The sequence below is a fragment of the Streptomyces sp. MCA2 genome (genome assembly GCF_023544705.1).
In the GTDB taxonomy this organism is placed as follows: Bacteria; Actinomycetota; Actinomycetes; order Streptomycetales; family Streptomycetaceae; genus Streptomyces; species Streptomyces decoyicus.
The window spans coordinates 1-924 of sequence record NZ_JAMJFM010000124.1 but is presented as its reverse complement, the minus strand read 5'-3'; the positions used below and the strand labels follow the sequence as shown (position 1 = coordinate 924).

General features: G+C 72.4%; 1 protein-coding gene. It reads left to right on the top strand.

Going from position 1 to position 924, the window contains the following annotated elements; all coding sequences use genetic code 11:
- On the top strand, window positions 1-924 hold a 924-nt coding region (locus tag M8I34_RS41085), incomplete at its 5' end, for an alkene reductase (RefSeq protein ID WP_250058164.1).

Sequence of the window (924 nt, the reverse complement as noted above, 5' to 3'; positions counted from 1 at the left end):
GCCGGGCTGATCGTCACGGAGGGCATCCAGCCCTCGCCGGTGGGCCAGGGCTACCCCGACACCCCCGGCCTGCACACGGCAGGGCAGGTGCGGGCGTGGCGGACGGTGACCGACGCCGTGCACCGTGCGGGCGGTGCCGTCTTCGCGCAGCTGATGCACACCGGCCGGATCGGGCACCCGAGCCTGCTGCCCGACGGGCTGGTGCCGGTGGGACCGTCGGCGGTGGCCGCCGAAGGGCGGGTCTTCACCCACGAGGGACCCAAGGACTTCGTGACGCCGAAGGAGCTGAGCGAGGCGGAGATCCGCCAGACCGTCGCCGACTTCGCCGACGCCGCCCGCAACGCGGTCGAGGCCGGGTTCGACGGCGTCGAGCTGCACGGCGCCAACGGCTACCTCATCCACCAGTTCCTCGCACCCAACACCAACCACCGCACCGACGCCTGGGGCGGCACCACCGAGGGCCGGATCCGCTTCGCCGTCGAGGTCGTCACCGCCGTCGCCGAAGCGATCGGCGGCGACCGGGTGGGCCTGCGGATCTCGCCCGGCAACCAGTTCAACGACATCACCGAGCAGGCCCCGGACGAGGTCTACCTCGCCCTGCTGGACCGGCTCGCCGGCCTGGACCTGGCCTACCTGCACCTGATGGAAGGCCCGAACCGCGACCTGACCCCGCGGCTGCGCAAGAACTGGCCCGGCACGTTCGTCCTCAACCCCTTCACCTACCCCGACACCACCGGCCCCGACGCGCTGGGCCTGATCGAGGACGGCAGCGCCGACATGGTCGCCTACGGGGCACTGTTCCTGGCCAACCCCGACCTGCCCCGGCGCCTCGCCTCCGGCGGCCCGTTCAACGACCCCGACAAGACCACCTTCTACGGCGGCGACCACCACGGCTACACCGACTACCCCACCCTCACCGCCTGA